The organism is Priestia sp. MDV22-iso46, assembly GCF_058629175.1.
Genome location: NZ_JBZVWT010000002.1, coordinates 546,468 through 565,921, shown reverse-complemented (window position 1 = coordinate 565,921; position 19,454 = coordinate 546,468). Strand labels below are relative to the sequence as shown.

The window sequence follows — 19,454 nt, the reverse complement described above, 5'->3', positions numbered from 1 at the left end:
TTATCGAGAGATAGCGGATCTAACAAACTCTCTTGCTTCTAAATCTACTTCTTTAATAGTAGATAAACAAGGTTTCTGTATTACAGTATGTTCATTCATTGCTTTTTCAATCACATCTTCAATTTGTAAAAATGTAATGTGACCATCTAGAAAGGCTTGAACAGCTTCTTCATTAGCTGCATTTAAAACAGTCGGAAGTGTTCCACCTGCTTTGCCAGCCTCAAATGCAAAAGCTAAACAGCGAAAACGCTCTTCATCCATTTTAGCGAAGTGAAGCTGGCCAATATCCGCCAAGCTTAAACGCTTGGTGTTGGGCAAAGACATGCGTTTTGGATACGTTAACGCGTATTGAATTGGCACGCGCATATCAGGCGTTCCAAGCTGAGCAATAACGCTTGTATCAGAATACTCTACCATAGAATGAATGATGCTTTCCTTATGTAACAATACATCAATTTTCTCATAGGGAAGATCAAAAAGCCAATGTGCTTCAATCACTTCTAGTCCCTTATTCATCATCGTCGCCGAATCAATTGTAATTTTAGCTCCCATTGACCAGTTTGGATGATTTAACGCATCTTCAACCGTTACTCCCTGTAGTTCTGCTCTCGTCTTATCTCGAAAGCTCCCTCCAGAAGCCGTTAAAATTAAACGGTCTATTGCTTTTTGATCTTGCCCTTGCAAACTTTGAAAAATAGCTGAATGCTCACTGTCTACCGGTAAAATATCAGCGCCATATTCCTTGGCTGCTTCCATGACAAGGTGACCAGCGGTAACAAGTGTCTCCTTATTTGCAATAGCAATCGTTTTTCTCATTTTGATTGCTTCTAGCGTAGGAGTTAACCCTACACTTCCAAGAACAGCATTTACTAAAACTTCTGTGGATGGATGAGTTGCCACTTCTACAAGCCCTTCTTCTCCATAAACAAATCGAATAGAAGGGAATTCTGCTTGCAGTGACAGACAATCTTCTTTCTTCATCACAGAAACAAGGGCTGGCTTACACTGCTGAATAATCTTTCTTGCTTCATTAATATTTCGACCTACAGAGATTGCTGAGAGCTCAAAATGCTCCGGATGCGCTCGAACAATATCAACGGTTTGAGTACCGATTGAACCTGTAGCTCCTAACAAGGAAATTTTCTTCAAGTATATTCACTCCTATTAAAACAAAGACATCTTTTTTATAGAGATAATAAAAAAGCTAGAATTGGCATGATGAACATTAAACTGTCAAAACGGTCTAAAATCCCACCATGACCTGGTAAAATCTTCCCTGAATCTTTTACACCATAGTGACGTTTGAACGCTGATTGTACAAGATCGCCCATCTGTCCAAATAACGATACGATAATACCAATTACAAGTAGTTCGATCATGGTTTGATCAATATTTGCTAACAGCTTAAATACAACGGCTACTACGATCGCGCATACGACGCCACCAACAAAACCTTCAATTGTTTTATTAGGGCTGATTTCCGGCCATAGCTTTCGTTTCCCCATTGCTCGTCCAATAAAATAAGCTCCGGAATCCGTCGCCCAAATAATAAGAAAAGCAAAGAACAAATAAGCTAGCCCGAACTCTTGACGAACCTCAATAAAATAATGAAAGCCAAAGCCAACATATACTGTCGTTAATAAAATAAACCCAACGTCATCGAAGGTAAATTTATTTTTAACTACAACCGTGTACATTAATAAAAGAAGGACAGCAGCAAGCGCTACTTCTATCTTATGTTCACTTAAGAATTGAAATGCAACATCTCTTCCATTTGGTAGTAAAAACACCCAGGTTAGCAATAAACTAATGATACTTGGAAAAGACATTGCTTTCAAATGTTTCATTTTTAAAAGCTCAATTACACCAACTGTTCCGATTACATACATGATAAGGGTAAAAGGTAACCCTCCAATTAAAACAATCGGCACAAATACCGCAAGTGCTACAATCGCGGTGATAATGCGCTGTTTCATCTTGTTTTCCACACCTTCTTATACACCACCAAAGCGACGACCGCGCTTTTGAAACGCCTCGACTGCTTCGATTAAATGATTTTCTTTAAAATCTGGCCATAATACTTCTGTAAACCAAAACTCTGTGTAAGCTAGCTGCCAAAGCATAAAATTACTTAAGCGAAGCTCACCGCTTGTACGAATAAGCAAATCCGGATCTGGAAGGCTTTTGCTCATTAAATAGGAAGAAAATAAATTTTCTGAAATAGAAGAGGAAGCTACTTTTCCCTGTTCTACATCTTCTACCAATGACTGAATAGCGCCCATGATTTCGTGACGGCTACCGTAATTGAGCGCGAAGTTTAAAATCAGCCCTGTGTTATGCTTTGTTTTTTCAATTGCGTTATCCACGGCTCGAATCGTATGGGCAGGGAGCTCACTTTTATCCCCCATAATACGAACTTGCACATTTTTTTCAATTAGCTCAGGCAGAAAGGTTGTTAAAAATTCCTCTGGCAGTTTCATTAAAAACTCGACTTCAGTTTTGGGGCGCTTCCAATTTTCAGTGGAAAATGCATATAAAGTTAATACTTTAACACCTAATTCATTGGCCAATCTGGTCACATGACGCACTACCTTCATTCCTTCATGATGGCCCATCATGCGAGGAAGAGCTCGTTTTTGCGCCCAACGACCGTTCCCATCCATAATAATTGCAATATGTTCAGGAACAGGGTGCTGTTTCACTTGATCTTTTCGTTCTGACAAAGACAGTGTATTTAAATCTTGACTTTTCTTCCATGCTTGAAATTTTCTTAACATGCAAAGGTCCCCCGTTGTACGCTCTCACATAAACGTGTGGCTTATGTGAGTTTTTTCTTACTACACATTATTAACAAAAAAACCCCCTGTAAACAATAGAGGGTCTTTTACAATATATTTTACCTTGAAATGACTTAAACTGCCATAATTTCTTCTTCTTTATCTTTCGCCACTTTATCCACTTTTACGATATGGTCATCTGTTAGTTTTTGAATGTCATCACTGTAGCCGCGTAAATCGTCTTCAGTAATTTCACCTTTTTTCTCTAACTTTTTGAAATCATCGTTTGCATCACGGCGTACGTTACGAACCGCAACTTTTGCTTCTTCAGCATATTTTTTCACCATTTTCACTAACTCACGACGACGTTCTTCCGTTAAAGCAGGAATCGATAAACGGATAATAGTTCCATCGCTTGTAGGTGTTAACCCTAAGTCAGATTTTAAAATAGCTTTTTCAACTTCACCAATTTGTGATTTGTCATAAGGCTGAATAACAAGCATACGAGCTTCAGGCACGCTTACTTGCGCCAATTGGTTAATTGGTGTTGGTGCACCGTAGTATTCTACCGTTACGCGGTCAAGAAGTGACGCGCTTGCACGTCCAGCACGAATTGATGCTAGTTCGCGGCTAAATGATTGAATTGCTTTTTCCATTCTTTCTTTTGCGTTTTGCAACACTTGTTTTGGCATGTTTATTTCCCCTTTACAATTGTTCCAATGTTTTCGCCTGTAACGGCACGTTTAATATTGCCTTCTTCCGTAATTGAAAAAACAATTAGCGGAATATCATTGTCCATACATAATGAAGAAGCTGTAGAATCCATAACAGCTAGTCCATCTTTTAAAACATCAATATACGTTAATGTTTCGTATTTTACAGCATCAGGTACAAGCTTAGGATCTGCATTATAAACGCCATCTACGTTATTTTTAGCCATTAAGATCACGTCAGCTTCGATTTCAGCTGCACGCAAAGCTGCTGTTGTATCTGTAGAGAAATAAGGGTTTCCTGTACCCGCGGCGAAAATAACAACGCGTTTTTTCTCAAGATGACGAACAGCTTTTCTTCTAATATAAGGCTCTGCTACTTGTCTCATCTCGATAGAAGTCTGAACTCGTGTTTGCACACCAATGTTCTCTAAGCTATCTTGAAGAGCCAAAGAGTTCATTACTGTTGCTAGCATTCCCATATAATCAGCAGCGGCACGATCCATACCCATTTCACTGCCAATTTTACCACGCCAAATGTTTCCACCACCAACGACTACAGCAATTTCCACACCTAATTCATAAACGGCTTTTACTTGTTCAGCAACAGATTTGATGATGGATGGGTTAATACCAAAACCCTCTTCACCAGCTAATGCTTCTCCACTTAACTTTAATACGATACGATTATATTTTGCTTGACTCATGCTTACCTCCATCGTTAACGGTGAGATCTCTTTTGTAAAAAAGGGAACACACAGTGTTCCCTATACGGTCAAACCCTTACTTTTTAACTTGGTTCATTACTTCTTCAGCGAAGTTGTCTTGACGCTTCTCAATACCTTCTCCTACTTCAAAACGAACGAAGCTTTCAACAGTAGCGCCTTTGCTCTCAACGAACTGACGTACTTTTTGATCAGGATTTTTAACAAATGTTTGATCTAGTAAGCAAATATCTTCGAAGAATTTGCCAAGGCGACCTTCAACCATTTTTGCAACGATTTTTTCTGGTTTGCCTTCGTTTAATGCTTGTTGAGTTAATACTTCGCGCTCACGCTCAGTTTCTTCAGCAGAAACTTGGTCACGAGAGATGTATTTAGGGTTGATTGCAGCGATGTGCATAGCAACGTCTTTTGCAACAGCTTCTTCAGTTGTACCAGATAATACTGTTAACACACCGATACGTCCGCCAGCATGTAGGTAAGCACCGAATGCATCAGCATCAGTTTTTGTTGCTACAGCGAAACGACGTAGAGATAATTTTTCTCCGATTGTAGCGATTGCAGAGTTGATGTGTTCTTCAACAGTTGCACCGTTTTCCATTTTTTGAGTAGCAGCTTCAGCAGCGTCAGCTGGTTTGTTAGCTAAGATGTGAGCAGCTAATTCTTTTGTTAATTTTTGGAAACCTTCGTTTTTCGCAACGAAATCAGTTTCAGAGTTAACTTCTAGGATAACAGCTTCGTTACCTTGAGTTTCGATGTAAGTTAGACCTTCAGCAGCAATACGGTCTGATTTTTTAGCAGCTTTTGCAATACCTTTTTCACGTAAGAAATCGATTGCTTGCTCCATATCACCGTTAGTTTCAGTTAACGCTTTTTTACAATCCATCATACCAGCGCCAGTTTTTTCACGTAGTTCTTTTACCATTTGAGCAGTAATTGCCATAATGTGTAGCCTCCTTGTTTGGGTATGTAATTAATGTATATAAATGGGTTAAATCTTTTCAAAAAAAGGTGATAAAAGGCTATTCCCTCTTATCACCTTTCACGGAATTAAGCAGTAGTTGTTTCAGTTTCAACTGCTGTTTCTTCACCTTGTTTAGCTTCTAGAATAGCATCAGCAACTTTAGAAGTTAAAAGTTTAACAGCACGAATTGCATCATCGTTTGCAGGGATTACATAATCAATTTCGTCTGGATCACAGTTAGTGTCTACGATACCAACGATTGGAATGTGTAATTTTTTAGCTTCCGCTACTGCAATACGCTCTTTACGAGGGTCAATGATGAATAATGCATCTGGAAGTTGTTTCATATCTTTAATGCCGCCTAAGAATTTTTCAAGACGCTCTAACTCTTTTTTAAGTTGAACTACTTCTTTCTTAGGTAGTACTTCGAAAGTACCGTCTTCTTGCATTTTTTCGATATCTTTTAAACGTTTGATACGTTTTTGGATAGTTGAGAAGTTAGTTAATGTACCACCTAACCAACGTTGGTTAACAAAGTACATACCAGCGCGAGCTGCTTCTTCTTTAACAGAATCTTGAGCTTGTTTTTTCGTACCTACGAATAAAACAGTACCGCCGTCTGCAGCTAATTCTTTAACGAATTTGTACGCTTCTTCTACTTTCTTAACTGTTTTTTGAAGATCGATAATGTAGATGCCGTTACGCTCAGTGAAGATATATTTCTTCATCTTTGGGTTCCAACGGCGAGTTTGGTGACCGAAATGTACACCAGCTTCTAGTAATTGTTTCATTGAAATTACTGACATGTGTTTTTCCTCCTAATGGTTTTAAGTCTCCTCCGCTCATTTCATCTTCAGCCGAAACTACAAAAAGTAGCACCATCAACCGAATCAACAAGCGTGTGTAATAACACCAAAAACAAATATAGCACACTCCTTTTTCACAAGCAAGCGTTTCATTAAGTTTATTGATGAAATTTCAATAATAATTCAATTTCAGTTTTCCCTCTGTGTAAATGTTTTGCAATTTCTTCGATTGTTAAACCTTTTCTTTTTAAATAAACGGAAAATTCTTTTATCTCTTCACTTGACAAATCTTGAATTTGGTCTGTAGTTAATTCGTCAAAATATGTGTGTATATGCTTCTGATTTTCTTCTATAGAAAGAAGTTCATGTAGCGACTGGGAAGGCTCACTTTTTAGATCCACCCTTTGAACAGGCACGTCTTCTTCATCTACCAAAGGTGATTTTACGCTGCTTTTTTCCACTTCCGAAGAAAGCGAAGTGGAACGCTCTCGAAGCTGCCTTAAAAACTGCTCGTTTTGTTCCTGAAATTCAGCTAGATATGAACTCATCGCAGCTTCCATTTTATTTATATTTTGCTGGTGCAAGCGTTCAATCCTTTTCACTTTGGTCACTTGCATATATAAAAGAATAATGCAAAACAGTGATAGACCATGAATTAAAAAACTAACTGCGAGTAAAAACCCCATCTTTTTACCTCTTTGTTAAATTATTTTGCTTAAGCTCGTACGCATTTTAAACAGCGCTTTCGAATGAATTTGAGAAATACGTGAAGTAGATAGCCCTAACAGCTGTGCGATTTCTGTGAAAGTCAACTCTTCTTTATAGAATAATGAAACAACGAGCTGCTCTTTTTCATTTAGCTGCTCGATAACTTCAGCAAGGTCTTGATATCGTTCGTCGTTAATTAGCTCCTCTTCAGGAGAGAGCGTTTTTTCATCTTTAATCGTATATTTTTGCTCTCCATCTTCATACTCTTTCGGCTGTTCTTCCATTGACAACACGTTAGCTAAGAAGCCTTCGTTCATCGTATGAACGACATCTGCTTCTGTCATGCCTACTTCTTTTGCAACCTCACTTGGTGCAACTCTGCGCAAGTATCTTTGTTCAAGTGCTTCTGTTGCTTGCTCAATCCTTTTCGTCTTTTCCCTTGCGCTTCTTGATAACCAATCTTCTTTACGAAGCCCGTCTATTATCGCCCCTCGAATTCGAAAAGACGCATATGTATCAAACTTTAAGTCTCTACCGTAATCAAACTTTTCCAAAGCATCGTAAAGGCCGATTAACCCTAAACTACGAAGCTCTTCTTTATGAATATTCTTTGGCAGCCCCACGCTAATCCGCTGAACGTGATAGTTAACAAGCGGCATGTACTTTTTAACAAGCATGTTTCCTGCATGTGAGTCTCTCGTCTCTATCCATTCCTGCCAAATTTTATGTTCTTCAACTTCTTGTATACTTTTCAAGGGTCTTTCAACTCCTTTTTATAGCGCTATTAAACGGTCAGAGCGCGCTTTATATCGTTTTTATCCCTTCGTTAATCGTACGAACCTTTAAAAGAGCCGTTTGAGGATCAAATTCAATTGTGCGTCCGTTGTGTCCTCCTGTAGCTTTTGCTGCAATTTCTACATTGTTTCTATGCAGCTCTCTCTCTACTGCTTGAACATTTCGAAGGCCAATTCGCATGACATCATTTCTTGGTTCAAATTGAAACATCTGCGCGCCTCCTGCTATTTTTGCTTTTAACAATTTTCTATGTGCGCCTTGTTTAATCAACATATTTATCAAATCAAAAATGGCTGTATCTGCATATTTAGCTCTATTAAAAGGACATTTAGCCCCGCTTGAATCCGGAAGCATCACATGAGCGAGCCCAGCTACTGAGTGAATAGAGTCATAAACGACAACTCCTACACATGATCCTAATCCCGCTGTTCGAAGCACTGCGGGTGCATGTGTAACATTCATCTCGGCAATTCCTACCTTAATCACTTGTTTATCATCTCTCATGATTCTTCAACTCCTAGAACCTTCAGCGTGATATCCATTATTCGTTTGGCTCACTGGAGGTGGTCTTCTAAAGAGAGCACTTTAGGTAAATTTAGAAGAACAATTAAACGGCTATCTACTTTAACGACTCCGTTTAAGTATTCTACAGCTGTTCCTTCAACTGTTTCAGGCACTGAAGCAATCGTTTTTTCATCAATATCCACTACATCATTTGCTGCATCGACAATCAAACCTGCTTCTACATCATTAAGACGAACCATAATAATACGTGTCAGCTCATGGTTAAGCTGTTCTTGCAAGTTAAAACGAGTGCGCAAATCAATAATCGGTGTAATAACACCGCGAAGATTAATAACACCTTTTACATATTTTTTTACTCCAGGAACACGTGTTATGTGCTGAATCTTTTCAATCGACTGCACTTCTTCTACTGAGATTCCGTACTCCTCGTCTCCCAATTGAAACACAATAATTTTCATGCCTTTCTCCCTTTCTTTTTACAGCATTTGTTATTTAATCAAAGCGTTGCAATCAATGATAAGTGCTACTTGTCCATCACCTAAAATCGTGGCTCCTGAAATAGCAAACACATCCGGCAGATAATGACCTAAAGATTTTAAAACAATTTCCTGCTGACCGATAAAAGAATCAACAATTAGCCCGGCGGTCTTTTCTCCTTTTTTCACGATGACTACTGAATAATGATCGCCTTGTACTGAGTTAGGCACAGTGAATAGTTCTTTTAAATCAATAAGAGGAATAATGGCTCCTCGAAAATCAATAACCTTTTGACCGTGTACATGCATGACCTCTTTCGACTGAACAATAGCTGTTTCAATAATCGAAGAAAGCGGCAAGGCATAGCGCTCTTCACTCATTTGCACGAGTAAAGCAGAAATGATAGACAGAGTGAGCGGCAGTTGAATAGAAAAACGCGAACCGTATCCTTCTTTAGAATCGATCGTTACAGAACCCCCTAGCGATTCAATCGTGTTTTTCACGACATCTAAACCTACTCCTCGTCCGGAAACATCTGAAATTTGCTCAGCCGTCGAAAAGCCCGAAGCAAAAATGAGCTCGTACACTTGTTTATCCGTCAGCGTTTCAGCTGTTTTCCCATCAATAATTTCTCGATCTAACGCTTTTTGCAGTACCTTTTCACGATTGATGCCCGCCCCGTCATCTTCTAAATCAATAAAGACATGATTTCCGCTATGATAAGCTTTAAGGCGAATCGTTCCCTTTTCATTCTTTCCGTTCTCTAAGCGTGCTTGAGGCATTTCAATTCCGTGGTCAACGGCATTTCTTAATAAGTGAACAAGCGGATCTCCAATTTCATCAATGACGGTCCGGTCCAGCTCTGTATCAGCTCCGACAATTTGAAGTTCAATTTGTTTCCCTAAATCTTTTGAAAGCTGTCTCACCATACGGGGAAAACGATTAAAAACGGTTTCTACAGGCACCATACGCATATTTAAAATAATCGTTTGCAAATCTCCAGAAATACGAGACATCCGCTCTACCGTTTCGTCTAATTCGCTATTATTCAATTCTTTTGATATTTGTTCTAACCTGCCTCTATCAATAACTAGTTCTTCAAACAAGTTCATGAGACTGTCCAAACGGTCAATATTAACTCGAATCGTCTTGTTATTTGAGGGCTGTCTTTTCTCTTCAACAGGCGATTTAGAAGGTGCTGACACAGTAACTTCCTGTATGGCTGCTGCTACTTCTGGTGAAACAAGCTCCTCCATTTTTGTCTCCTTTTTTACGGGGACCGCAGCAATTTTCACACTTTCTACTTCAGAAACTTCCATAATGCTCGCCTGCAGCTTTTCTTGCGATTCGTTTGTTACTAATATAACGATAAAAGATGATTCAAATTTTTCTTGTTCGATATCTTGAACAGTTGGCGCTGACTTAATGACGTCTCCCGCTTGCTCTAACACATCAAATACCATATAAGCGCGTGCAGCTTTTAATAAGCAGGTGAGTTCAAGCTGTACGGTTATTTCAAACGCGTTAAACCCTTGGTCTGCTGTTTGGCTGAGCAGCGTTTGTACTAATTCATCGTACTCAATGGAAGAAGCTGCATGCTGTGCTACGGGTTCCTCTGCTACAATACGCTGCAGCTTTTGAACAAGCAATTTGACATCAAGCTGACCATCGCCGCCTTCAGAAATAGATTGAACCATTATTTCTAGCGCATCGACTGATTCAAACAAAACATCAAGAACTTCCGTATGAACGTCGAGTTGGTGATTTCGAACAGCATCTAACACGTTTTCCATTTTGTGAGTTAATTGTGCTAAATCATCAAATCCCATTGTTGCAGACATACCTTTTAACGTATGAGCAGACCGAAAAATTTCGTTTACATAGCCAAGATCATCGGTATTTTTTTCAAAACGCATTAGCTGGTCATTAACGTTTTGAAGATGTTCCCTGCTTTCTTCAATAAACACTTCTAGATATTGATTCATATCCATCGTAACTTCCCCTCCTATTTCTGTGCGTAGCGAGAAATAAAGCTTCCAACGTTTCTCAGCGGTTCAATATAATCAACAAGTTTTGTAGAAACGGCTGATTTGGGCATCCCATAAATGACAGCAGTTTCCTCAGATTCAGCTAGTACAAGCACATCTTTATTTTTCTTTAACTCAATCACGCCTTCCGTTCCATCCGCCCCCATTCCCGTCAACACAATGGCAAGCGCTTGATAACCTGAAATTTTACTAATCGACTGAAACAAACGATCCACTGAGGGGCGATGTCCCTTTACAGGTGAAGAAGTATCTAAACAAATGCTGAGCTGTCCTTTTTTCTCTACAACCGTCATATGAAAACCTCCAGGCGCAATATACGCACATCCTGAGCGAACGATTTCATTGTCTTTTGCTTCTTTCACTTCAATATCAGACAGCTGATTTAATCTAGCTGCTAATGATTTTGTAAAATTTGGCGGCATATGCTGCACAATAAAAATAGGTGCGTTTATGTCTTTTGAAACAGTTGATAATACTTCTTGCAGCGCACGCGGTCCTCCAGTAGAAGTGCCAATACAAATCATTTTGTTCACTTTCGTCCCCATCGGGAGGTTATATACACTGCTGTTTTGCGCGTGCTGATGACTGCTTGAAGATATGTTGGCTTTACTAGCAAGCAATAGTTTAGAAATAAGCTCATCTTTCACTTTATGTAAGTCCAGCGAAATAGCTCCCGAAGGTTTAGCAACAAAATCAACTGCGCCGTACTGCATAGCGGTCAGCGTATTTTCAGCACCTTCTATTGTTGTACTCGATAACATGACAACAGGAAGGGGCTTCACGCGCATGAGCTGTTTTAACATATCTAAGCCATTCATTTTGGGCATTTCAATATCAAGTGTCACAATGTCTGGCGACAGCTCGAGCGCTTTTTTCAACCCTTCTTCACCATTACGTGCGGTACCCACAACGTGAAAACGACTGTCACATGCTAAAAAATCGCCGATTAGCTTTCGCATAAATGCAGAATCATCTACAATAAGCACCTTTATTTCATTCACTCTAATTTCCTACCTTTCAAGAAAAAATCGTTTAAGGCGCCGAATAAACATTCCTTGTGTGTTAGTGGCTGTCCTATCGTCTTGTGGAACAAGAATATTTACCATATCCACCAGTGATGTACTAGCTTTAGATTTTGGGTCTTGAAGCAAAAAAGGGATTTGACGATTAACTGCCTTTTGGACAGCTTGATCATCTGGGACAATACCTAATAGAGAAATAGATACGTTCAAAAACTGCTGAACAGCTCGATTAAATCGTTCATACGTCTGATTTCCTTCTTTTTCGGAAAGCGTTTTATTAATAATAAGACGAACCGGTGCTGATACAGAATAGGAAGCTGCTAGCTTAATAGCAGCGTAAGCATCTGTTATAGATGTAGGTTCTGGTGTTGTGACCACGATCATTTCATCTACAGCTTTTAAAAACTTAAGCACACTCTCTGACATGCCCGCTCCCATATCAAAAATCATATAATCATATTGATTTGTTAACGAATTCAATTCTTGTATTAAATGAGCAAGGTCTGATGGAGACCATTCAAATACAGAGGGAATTCCTGTTCCACCAGCCACATAAGCTAAATCTTGAGGACCTTTTTTAATAATTTGCTGGATGGAAAGCTTTTTTTCTAGCAAATCAACCATCGTATATGAAGCAGTTTGCCCAATCAAAATATCAATATTTCCCATCCCTATATCCATGTCAAAAAGAAGAACTCTTTGCTTTTGCTTCGTTAGCGCAAGAGATAAGTTTAATGATAGGTTCGACTTTCCAACTCCTCCTTTTCCGCTTAAGACGGCTAGTGTTTTACAATTCCTTAAAGAGTTTTGATGCTTCTTTAACACTTTTTCTCTTAAAACTGCTGCTTGATCATTCATCTTTCCAATCTCCAAACACATCGTCAATAAACTCTTTTATTTTAAATGCCGAAACATCTTCTGGTACATCCTGCCCGTTTGTTGTAAAAGCAGCTCGCTTGCCGTAATGATATAACATATTTAAAAGCGAGCCTTTGTGGGTTGTTTCATCTTGCTTCGTAAAAATCAAGTGATCAACAGGCAGACTAGCAAAACGTTCATATACAGCTTTCATATCTGATACTTTTGACGTTAGTGCTAAAACAAGAAACGTTTGCAAATCTTCTTGAAACGTAATAATTTTCTTTAAATCATTTACATATTGCTGTTCCAAAAAGTTACGGCCTGCTGTGTCAATAAAAATCACATCGTATGCTTCCGTTTCTAGCAAAGCTTTTTTAAAATCTGCTCCGTTATAACAAATCGTTAAAGGAGCATTCAAGATCGAAGCGTACGTCTTGAGCTGCTCAATCGCTGAAATTCTATACGTGTCAGTTGTAATAAATGCTATTTTTTGATTGTGTTCCAGGACACACTTTGCGGCCAATTTAGCAAGAGTTGTTGTTTTACCGACACCTGTTGGTCCTACTACACTTACATATTTTTTGAAAGGGCCGCTCCATTCACTTGCTTTAAACTGATTGACAAACCAGCTCTTCGTCCACTCCATAAGTTGGTTTGAGTGAGGGCGATGTAAGTAGTAGTACTCTAGCATAGGAGCCTCTATGCTTTTTAAAATAGCTTCGTCTATTTCTTGCAAACGCAAATAGGCAAGCACATCCTCCACTGCTTTTGGATATGAACCTGAAGAAACCTTTGGCATTTGATTCATTTGTGAGAGAAGAGTATTTAACTCACTGAGCTGCTGCTTCATAAAAGATTGATTATCTTCCATACTGGGTTCTGGCGGCGATGAGTTCTTCTTTACGCTCAGCCTTTCTACAGAATCGACAGCTGCCAATACTTCTATTTTTGCCTTAGTAAATAAGCCAAGAAACCCTCCTGTTCGAATTTGTTTTGAATGTAAAATAACCGCTTCCTCACCTAAATCTGAACGAATGGCTTTCATAGCTTGCGGCATAGATGCTACTACGTATTTTTTTACTTTCATCAGATATCCACCACTCCAACACTTTGAACTTCAACATTTGCTTCTAGCTCGTTATATGATAAAACCGCCATATGAGGAAAATACCGCTCAGTGATTTGACGCACGTACATCCTCACCGCAGGAGAACATAACACAATTGGAGACTGTTCTTGAAAAGAAAGTGTTTCTGTTTGCTTGGCTATACTTTCTACGATAGCTTGTGAAACGCTAGGGTCTAGTGATAAATAATTCCCATGCTCCGTTTGTTGAACAGCTTCAGCCATCGTTTTTTCAACTTTTCCTGAAAGGGTAAGAACTCGAAGCAGACCTTCTTGGACCGTGTATTGACTGGTAATTTGTCTTGCGAGTCCTTGCCGGACATATTCAGTTAACAAATCGGTGTCTGACGTCATTTTGCCGTAGTCGGCCAGCACCTCAAAAATAATGGGTAAATTTCGAATTGAGACGCTTTCTTTTAAAAGCTTTGCCAGTACCCTTTGAATGTCTCCAACAGAAAGCGGATTAGGCGTTACTTCCTCAATTAATATAGGATACGTTTCTTTTGTGTGATCGATTAGTTGCTTTGTCTCCTGCCTTCCAATCAGCTCATGCGCATACGATTTTATAACTTCTGTTATGTGCGTAGACACAACCGACGGTGGGTCAACAACGGTATACCCGAACATCTCAGCCTGCTCCTTCACCGACTCACTAATCCATTTTGCAGGCATTTTAAAAGCTGGCTCTAACGTATCAATTCCTTCAATCAAATCATCATCCATTCCCGGACTGATTGCTAAGTAGTGATCGAGCAGCAGCTCCCCTTTTGCCACTTCATTGCCCTTTATTTTAAGACAGTATTCGTTGGGCTGAAGCTGAATGTTGTCTCTGATGCGAACAACCGGAATGACCAATCCTAGCTCAAGTGCCAGCTGTCGCCTAATCATCACAATTCGATCAAGCAGATCGCCTCCTTGATTCGTATCAGCAAGCGGAATTAATGCATACCCAAATTCAAATTCAATTGGATCAACGCTTAATAGATTGACAACACTCTCCGGACTTTTCATTTCATTGTCTTCAAGCTCTTCTTCAGTAGGCGCCATTTCTTCACGAACCGCCTGATGCTTAGCCCGAGACAAATAATAGCCTCCCACTCCTAACAAAATAGCAATAGGCATTGTAATAACATCATTAATTGGCGTAATTAAACCAAGAGCCGCAATCGTTCCTCCAGTGACATAAAGCATAACGGGAAAAGCAAACAGCTGCTGGGTAATATCTTCGCTCAAATTGCCTGTTGAAGCAGCTCTAGTGACGATAATACCTGTCGCTGTTGAAATCATAAGAGCTGGAATTTGACTCACTAACCCATCGCCTACTGTTAACAAAGTAAAGGTTTGGGATGCTTCAGTGATGGACATTCCCATTTGCAGCATGCCGATAATAATTCCAAACAAGATATTAATAAGGGTAATGACAATCCCTGCAATGGCATCACCTTTGACGAATTTACTAGCTCCATCCATTGCTCCGTAAAAATCTGCTTCGCGCTGAATTTTTTCACGGCGGTCAATTGCTTGCTTTTCTGAAATCATACCTGCATTTAAATCTGCATCAATACTCATTTGTTTACCCGGCATCGCATCTAAAGTAAAGCGTGCGGCTACTTCAGAAACACGCTCCGCTCCTTTTGTAATAACGAGAAACTGAATGATAATTAAAATAATGAAGACAACAAAGCCCACTAACGGATTGCCTCCAATAACGAAGTGGCCAAATGTTTCCACCACTCCGCCTGCTTCTCCTGTTCCTAAGATTGAACGTGTTGTCGATACATTCAAACCTAATCGAAACAGCGTAAGAACCAGCAGCAAAGACGGAAATACCGATAGCTCTAAAGGTTCTTTCATATTCATGGAAACGAGCAGTACAAGCAGCGCAAGAGAAATGTTAATCATGATTAAAATACTTAATAACCATGAAGGCAACGGAATAACAAGCATGACGATAATGAGTACAACACCTATAACAACTGGCAGTTCTCTTGCAGACATTAATTTTTCTCTCCTTACAATAGCGTAACGTTACATTTTATTTTGAATGCGGTATACGTAAGCTAATATTTCAGCCACCGCTTTAAAAAATTCTTCGGGTACTGCATCTCCTACTTTGGTTTGGTCAAAAAGTGCTCTTGCCAGCGGGCGGTTCTCTACCATGATGATTTCATGGCTTTTGGCAATCCCTTTAATCTTTTGAGCAATAAAATCCACGCCGCTGGCTACAACATAGGGAGCATCCATTTTTTCTTCATCATATTTTAAAGCAATGGCATAATGAGTGGGGTTTGTAATGATGACATCTGCTTTTGGAACTTCTTGCATCATGCGAGACATTGCCATTTCCCGCTGCTTTTGCTTTATTTTTGATTTGATTAGAGGATCCCCTTCAATGTTTTTATGCTCATCTTTGATATCTTGCTTTGACATTCGAATATTTTTCTCGAAATCAAACTTTTGGTACAAATAATCAAGCAGCGATAAAAATAAAAGCATAAGCGAGGCTGCAAGTCCCATTTGAAAAACAAGCTTAGACAGAACAACCAGCGAGTCCCCTATACTTTTTTGAGATAAATTTAATACATCTTCTATGTGAATCCATAAGATAAAAAACGTAACGGCTCCGATACACATAATTTTCAGCGTTGACTTGATTAGTTCTACCAGCGCTCTCATGGCAAAAATCCGTTTGGCTCCGCTAATAGGGTTAATCTTTTCTAACTTAGGCTGAAGAGCCTCCGTGGAAAAAAGAATGCCAACCTGCATATAATTCGCTCCGAGCGCAGCAATAAAAGCTGCGAGCATAACAGGACCTGCTGCAAGGGCTATTGAAGGAAGAAGGTGCTTAAACATTGCAAATACGCGCTCTGCCGTCACTTCCTCAAGCATATACGTTTGAAAAGCTTCTCTTAACAACTTCATCATTTGCTGTAAAAACTGTTTAGCTCCAAACAAAAAATAAAGAAAAACCATTAAAAGGATGAGCGCAGTTGTAACGTCTTGACTTTTAACTACCTGTCCTTTTTTTCTAGAGTCTTGCTTTTTTTTAGGTGTAGCTTTTTCCGTTTTTTCTCCCGCGAAAAATTGCAAATCAACTTTTACTAAAAACAAAGCTACACCCCTCCTAATATGCGAATCATCGCGTGCATCGCTTCTATCATTTGTTCAAATATGATTTGCATCATATAAAACATGCTCCCCATCACGACAATCAGCAAAATAAAGGCAACAATAATTTTTACTGGAAATCCCACTACAAAAATATTTAACTGCGGAACGGTTCTTGCGACAATTCCAAGCGCGATATCTACTAAAAATAATGAACCTACCAAAGGTAAAGACATTTGAACAGCTACTAAAAACATCGATGAAAAAACAGTTATGATGTGTGTAGCAAATGCTTGGCTTCCCACAGGGAAGGCTGTTTTGTCTAACGGAATAATTAAATAACTATTATAGATGCCGTCTATTAATAAATGATGTCCATTGGTCGATAATAAAAATAGGAGAGCAAATACATATAAATATTGACCCAGTATCGGACTTTGCGCCCCTGTCTGCGGATCTATTACGTTGGCAATCGCAAACCCAATTTGAAAATCGATGAGACCTCCGGCAATTTGAATAGCCATAATAAATACATACGCAGTCAAACCAATAAACAACCCAACAGCACATTCTTTTACTACTAAAAGTACAAACTGTGCATCTAACGAAACGACGGGTAAATCAATCGTTGTCGCAATAATGACGGATAGCGAGGCAGACAAACCTACCTTATGAACTGCGGGAATTGTTTTGTATGAAAATAGCGGAACCGTGATAAAAAAAGACGTTACCCGCACTAGCACTAGTAAAAACGCGGGATAGGATAAGATCAACTGACTCATAGCTATCCTACGTACCGATACAGATTTGAAAAAATTTCATATGTAAATGAAATCATTTTTGATAACATCCACGGACCAAAAAATACAATCCCTACTAAGACCGCTACAATCTTAGGAACAAAAGCAAGAGTTTGCTCTTGAATTTGGGTAGTTGCTTGAAAAATACTAATAATGAGCCCAACTACAAGGGCCAGCAGCAATAAAGGGCCAGATACAATTAAGATCGTATACACGCCTTTTTCTGCTAACGAAATGACAAATTCTCCATTCATTGTCTATCACCTATTGAAAACTTATTAATAATGATTTAACAACTAAATTCCAGCCGTCAACCAGTACAAACAGTAAAATTTTAAACGGAAGGGAAATCATAACGGGAGGAAGCATCATCATTCCCATAGACATCAGCACGCTTGCTATAATCATATCGATAATGAGAAAAGGAATAAAAATCATAAATCCAATTTGAAATGCTGTCTTTAGCTCACTGATCGCATAGGCTGGGACGAGCGCTGTTAAGGGAATATCCTGAACAGAGGATGGTCTATCTATATCCGCATATTCTAAAAAAAGAGCTAAATCTTTTTGTCTTGTATGAGCACTCATAAATTCTTTCATCGGTTCAGCTGCTTTTTCATAGGCTTGATTCAGCGTGATTTTTTCTTTTAAAAGCGGCTGAAGCGCCTGTTCATTCACCTGAGAAAAAGTGGGTGCCATAATAAAAAACGTTAAAAACAGCGATAAACCAACTAATATTTGATTAGGAGGCATTTGCTGTGTCCCGAGCGATGTACGTACAAATGACAGCACAATGACAATGCGTGTAAAGCAGGTCATCATAATTAAAATTCCAGGAGCAACCGAAAACACCGTCAGCAGCAACAAGAGCTGAACAGACGTGGAAATATTTGTAGGACTGCTCGAGTTAAAGAGGTTCATCACTTCATTCATCGTTCTTTTTGTTCCTTTCTAACTCTTTCAGTACGTTTTGCCTTTTTATTTTCATTTCATTCATCTCTCGCTGAAAAATCTGCTGAAAGGAATGACTAGATTTCTCTTCTTTTTTAGAAGTCAATTTTTCTAAAAACGACGGTAATACCACTTTATATTCGCCCTCGTTTTTCTGCTGTTCTTCATACTGCGTGAGCAGCTGCTGTTTCTCTTGCCCTGTAATTTCTGAAAGAAGCTGCACATTGTCACCGACTCCAATAACAAAAAGCTGATTTCCAACTTTGACTACTTGTACAGACTTGCTGCTTCCAACATTTGTACCACCCAAGTTTTGTACTACTTTATTTTTTTGCAGCAGCCTTCCTTTTTTATTGACAAATTTTAAGAGCACAAAAAGCAGCCCAATTACAAGTAAAAACGCGAATATCATCTTCACGATATCTCCAGCTGAAAGCGTAGGTGTCCCCTGGAGTTCAGTTTTTTCTTTTGAATCAGTACTCCCACTCTCTGAACACTTCTCCGTTTTTTCCAAACATTCTTTTACCGATGCAGATCCACTTTCTGCATAGACGATTTGATTTGATCCTGCTAATACGCTTATTAACAGCGCAGCAATTACGAACTTTCGCAGCATTGTCTGCCACCTCTTACTTCAACATAGTGTAAGATTAGCGGGAAAGCCCCGCCAATCTGTTGTTTATCCAATTGCTTTTGAAATTGCCTCTAATACACGATCTGCTTGAAAAGGCTTAACGATAAAATCTTTTGCCCCTGCTTGAATGGCATCAATCACCATTGCCTGCTGGCCCATAGCTGAACACATAATCACCTTAGCATCACTTTTTATGGTTTTAATTTCTTTTAAGGCCGTAATTCCATCCATTTCAGGCATTGTAATATCCATTGTGACAAGATCTGGTGCATGCTCTTTAAATAACTCCACAGCCTGCTGGCCATCTGCCGCTTCTGCTACTACTTCATATCCATTTTTCGTTAAAATATCTTTGATCATCATGCGCATGAATGCAGCATCATCTACAATTAAAATTCGGTTTCCCATCTCTACTCCTCCT

Annotated in this window: 22 protein-coding genes; all 22 read right to left on the bottom strand. The window is 39.2% G+C overall.

Annotation, left to right across the window (positions count from 1 at the left end; genetic code table 11):
* Positions 1–1,149: a 1-deoxy-D-xylulose-5-phosphate reductoisomerase gene (gene dxr / locus AC4NPH_RS14855; protein ID WP_013058844.1), complete on the bottom strand. Its 1,149-nt coding sequence runs from the start codon at positions 1,147–1,149 to the stop codon at positions 1–3.
* Between the two features lie 35 nt (positions 1,150–1,184).
* Complete coding sequence (locus AC4NPH_RS14850) at positions 1,185–1,976, bottom strand: phosphatidate cytidylyltransferase (protein WP_098197211.1); 792 nt, start codon at positions 1,974–1,976, stop codon at positions 1,185–1,187.
* Positions 1,977–1,994: 18 nt separating this feature from the next.
* Positions 1,995–2,777 (bottom strand): undecaprenyl pyrophosphate synthase, encoded by a 783-nt coding sequence (gene uppS / locus AC4NPH_RS14845; protein ID WP_028410833.1) that lies wholly within the window; start codon positions 2,775–2,777, stop codon positions 1,995–1,997.
* Between the two features lie 134 nt (positions 2,778–2,911).
* Complete coding sequence (gene frr / locus AC4NPH_RS14840) at positions 2,912–3,469, bottom strand: ribosome recycling factor (RefSeq protein ID WP_013058847.1); 558 nt, start codon at positions 3,467–3,469, stop codon at positions 2,912–2,914.
* A gap of 2 nt (positions 3,470–3,471) precedes the next feature.
* Positions 3,472–4,194: a UMP kinase gene (gene pyrH, locus AC4NPH_RS14835; RefSeq protein WP_013058848.1), complete on the bottom strand. Its 723-nt coding sequence runs from the start codon at positions 4,192–4,194 to the stop codon at positions 3,472–3,474.
* Positions 4,195–4,270: 76 nt separating this feature from the next.
* On the bottom strand, positions 4,271–5,152 hold the full coding sequence (gene tsf / locus AC4NPH_RS14830) for a translation elongation factor Ts (protein WP_013058849.1): 882 nt from the start codon (positions 5,150–5,152) through the stop codon (positions 4,271–4,273).
* A gap of 107 nt (positions 5,153–5,259) precedes the next feature.
* Positions 5,260–5,979, bottom strand: a complete 720-nt coding sequence (rpsB, locus tag AC4NPH_RS14825; protein ID WP_013058850.1) for a 30S ribosomal protein S2 — start codon at positions 5,977–5,979, stop codon at positions 5,260–5,262.
* A gap of 158 nt (positions 5,980–6,137) precedes the next feature.
* The gene (locus AC4NPH_RS14820; protein WP_098197212.1) at positions 6,138–6,665 is read right to left on the bottom strand and encodes a hypothetical protein; all 528 of its coding nucleotides are present in this window, start codon (positions 6,663–6,665) and stop codon (positions 6,138–6,140) included.
* A 15-nt stretch (positions 6,666–6,680) separates the two neighbouring features.
* A complete protein-coding gene (locus tag AC4NPH_RS14815; RefSeq protein WP_098197213.1) occupies positions 6,681–7,442 on the bottom strand; it encodes a FliA/WhiG family RNA polymerase sigma factor in 762 nt (253 codons plus the stop codon).
* A gap of 49 nt (positions 7,443–7,491) precedes the next feature.
* On the bottom strand, positions 7,492–7,986 hold the full coding sequence (locus AC4NPH_RS14810) for a chemotaxis protein CheD (protein WP_098197214.1): 495 nt from the start codon (positions 7,984–7,986) through the stop codon (positions 7,492–7,494).
* A 50-nt stretch (positions 7,987–8,036) separates the two neighbouring features.
* A complete protein-coding gene (locus tag AC4NPH_RS14805; protein ID WP_013058854.1) occupies positions 8,037–8,465 on the bottom strand; it encodes a chemotaxis protein CheW in 429 nt (142 codons plus the stop codon).
* A 30-nt stretch (positions 8,466–8,495) separates the two neighbouring features.
* Complete coding sequence (locus tag AC4NPH_RS14800; RefSeq protein ID WP_491938797.1) at positions 8,496–10,475, bottom strand: chemotaxis protein CheW; 1,980 nt, start codon at positions 10,473–10,475, stop codon at positions 8,496–8,498.
* Between the two features lie 14 nt (positions 10,476–10,489).
* The gene (locus AC4NPH_RS14795; protein ID WP_013058856.1) at positions 10,490–11,533 is read right to left on the bottom strand and encodes a protein-glutamate methylesterase/protein-glutamine glutaminase; all 1,044 of its coding nucleotides are present in this window, start codon (positions 11,531–11,533) and stop codon (positions 10,490–10,492) included.
* A 9-nt stretch (positions 11,534–11,542) separates the two neighbouring features.
* Positions 11,543–12,412 (bottom strand): MinD/ParA family protein, encoded by an 870-nt coding sequence (locus AC4NPH_RS14790; RefSeq protein WP_335446768.1) that lies wholly within the window; start codon positions 12,410–12,412, stop codon positions 11,543–11,545.
* A complete protein-coding gene (gene flhF, locus AC4NPH_RS14785) occupies positions 12,405–13,502 on the bottom strand; it encodes a flagellar biosynthesis GTPase FlhF (protein ID WP_061859466.1) in 1,098 nt (365 codons plus the stop codon). Before flhF ends, AC4NPH_RS14790 begins: the two co-directional genes overlap by 8 nt.
* On the bottom strand, positions 13,502–15,538 hold the full coding sequence (gene flhA, locus AC4NPH_RS14780; protein WP_013058859.1) for a flagellar biosynthesis protein FlhA: 2,037 nt from the start codon (positions 15,536–15,538) through the stop codon (positions 13,502–13,504). Before flhA ends, flhF begins: the two co-directional genes overlap by 1 nt.
* Before the next feature lie 30 nt (positions 15,539–15,568).
* Positions 15,569–16,651 carry a flagellar biosynthesis protein FlhB gene (gene flhB / locus AC4NPH_RS14775; protein WP_491938796.1) on the bottom strand — a complete coding sequence of 361 codons (1,083 nt, stop codon included), beginning with the start codon at positions 16,649–16,651 and terminating at the stop codon, positions 15,569–15,571.
* Positions 16,652–16,653: 2 nt separating this feature from the next.
* On the bottom strand, positions 16,654–17,430 hold the full coding sequence (fliR, locus tag AC4NPH_RS14770; RefSeq protein ID WP_013058861.1) for a flagellar biosynthetic protein FliR: 777 nt from the start codon (positions 17,428–17,430) through the stop codon (positions 16,654–16,656).
* A gap of 2 nt (positions 17,431–17,432) precedes the next feature.
* Positions 17,433–17,702: a flagellar biosynthesis protein FliQ gene (fliQ, locus tag AC4NPH_RS14765; protein ID WP_016765390.1), complete on the bottom strand. Its 270-nt coding sequence runs from the start codon at positions 17,700–17,702 to the stop codon at positions 17,433–17,435.
* Positions 17,703–17,712: 10 nt separating this feature from the next.
* On the bottom strand, positions 17,713–18,381 hold the full coding sequence (gene fliP / locus AC4NPH_RS14760) for a flagellar type III secretion system pore protein FliP (RefSeq protein WP_013058863.1): 669 nt from the start codon (positions 18,379–18,381) through the stop codon (positions 17,713–17,715).
* Complete coding sequence (locus tag AC4NPH_RS14755; protein ID WP_063672596.1) at positions 18,374–19,015, bottom strand: flagellar biosynthetic protein FliO; 642 nt, start codon at positions 19,013–19,015, stop codon at positions 18,374–18,376. The genes fliP and AC4NPH_RS14755 overlap by 8 nt, the downstream gene beginning before the upstream one ends.
* Positions 19,016–19,078: 63 nt before the next feature.
* Positions 19,079–19,441 (bottom strand): response regulator, encoded by a 363-nt coding sequence (locus AC4NPH_RS14750; protein WP_013058865.1) that lies wholly within the window; start codon positions 19,439–19,441, stop codon positions 19,079–19,081.
* Between the last annotated feature and the right edge of the window lie 13 nt (positions 19,442–19,454).